Source organism: Nocardioides sp. NPDC057772, from assembly GCF_042798075.1.
Classification (GTDB): Bacteria; Actinomycetota; Actinomycetes; order Propionibacteriales; family Nocardioidaceae; genus Nocardioides.
In genome coordinates this window covers 1-1,652 of record NZ_JBHVKN010000381.1, presented here as the reverse complement: position 1 = coordinate 1,652, position 1,652 = coordinate 1, and the positions used below count along the sequence as shown (strand labels likewise).

General features: G+C 69.9%; 2 protein-coding genes. Both read left to right on the top strand.

Features of this window, described 5'->3' with window-relative positions; all coding sequences use genetic code 11:
- Positions 1–137 precede the first annotated feature (137 nt).
- On the top strand, positions 138–353 hold the full coding sequence (locus tag ACFVJS_RS27880) for an acyl-CoA carboxylase subunit epsilon (protein ID WP_378886788.1): 216 nt from the start codon (positions 138–140) through the stop codon (positions 351–353).
- 27 nt (positions 354–380) lie between these two features.
- The coding region (locus ACFVJS_RS27875; RefSeq protein WP_378886787.1) for a hypothetical protein at positions 381–1,652 on the top strand (1,272 nt) is incomplete at its 3' end.

Genomic DNA, 1,652 nt, shown 5'->3' with positions numbered 1-1,652 from the left:
CCTGGCCCCGCGCGCCGGAGTTGGCGAGCATCTGGGCGAGCCGGCGCAACCGGACCGCAGCGAAGCGTGGCCCGGCTTGCGCCGACTCGGCGAAAGCCCGACGTAAGGCGAACTAAGAAACGAAAGGCGGTCACGGAATGACCGACAACCAGGAGCAGAAGCCCCTGCTCAAGGTCATCGACCAGAACGCCACCCCCGAGGACGTAGCCGCGATCGTGGCCGTCTTCGCCGCGATGGGATCGGCCGGCGAGGCACCCAAGAAGAAGCCGCGCTCCCTCTGGGCCACCCCCCAGCTGCGCACACCGCTCCACCCCGGCCCCAACGCCTGGCGCGCCAGCGGCCTGCCCCGCTGACGCGGATCGCAATGTCATGATCGCTGCGTGATCACGTTCTCTCGGCGATATCTCCTGGTCACCCTGGCTTGGCTGGTGACCCGGGGATGGGTGGTGATCCTGTACGGGTTCCCGGCGGCAGCCGAAGGCCTCGTCGGCTGGTGGGGCGTGGAGTGGGGCGTCGTCGGCGACGTCAACTACTACCGCGACAGCCTCGACGCGCTGGCGAAGGACGGAGTGGCGGGGGCGCTGGTCGAGTATCCGGTGCCGGCGTTGCTGCTGCTCTGGATCCCGTACGCCGCGATCGACCTGCTCCGCCTCGGCGGCGAGGCCTACATCGTGGCGGTGCTGGCGATGGCCGCCCTGACCGACCTGCTCTTCATGGCGCTGATCGTGCGCAACCGCCGCGGCGAACACCCGAGGCTCGGGATCTCGGGCGCCGAGGCGATGTGGCTGGCCGCGGTGCCGGCGCTGGGGGCGACGGCGTACGCCCGTTTCGATCTCTTTCCCGGGATCATGGTCGGTCTGGCGGTGCTCTACGCGGCGAGGCGACCGAGGGTGGCGGCAGCGTTCGCGGCGTTCGCGACCGGTGCGAAGTACTGGCCGATCCTGGTGATCCCGGCCCTCGCCGCGAACCGCGCCGCCCGCCGAGGCGTGATCCTGACCGTCGGCGTCACCGGCCTCGCTCTGGCCGGCCTTAGCCTTGTCCTGGGTGGCTGGGACCGGCTCTGGACGCCGCTGAACTACCAGAGCGAGCGGGGCCTGCAGATCGAGTCGGTCTTCGCGACGCCGGCGATGTTCGTATGGGGCCACGGCGGCCCGGCGAGCGGCTACGCGATCGACTACACCGAGTGGAAGGCGTACGACATCAGCGGGCCGCTGGTCGAGGCGTCGCTCCTCGCCGCGACGGTCGCCTCCGTGGTCGCCGCCGCGCTCGTCATCGTCTGGTGGGTGCTCGCCTGGCTTCGTCTCCCCAGTGGCGAGAAGGCCGAGGAGGCGATCGTGTGGCTGGTGCTCGCGACCGTGGCCGCGTTCCTGGTGACCAACAAGGTGCTCAGCCCTCAGTACATGCTCTGGCTGCTCCCCGCAGCCTCCGCCGGCCTGGTCCTGCTCCACGGCCGGGCCCGCCGACAGCTCGGGATCTGGTCGGTCGTCCTGATCGCGGTGACGCTGCTGACCCACGAGGTCTTCCCGCGAATGTACGGCTACATGCTCACCTTCGACGACATCGGCTCACCCTGGATCACCGAGGTGCTGGCCTGGCGCAACAGCCTGCTGGTGCTGCTCTTCCTCTACGCCGCCTGGCGCACTACTCGGTTG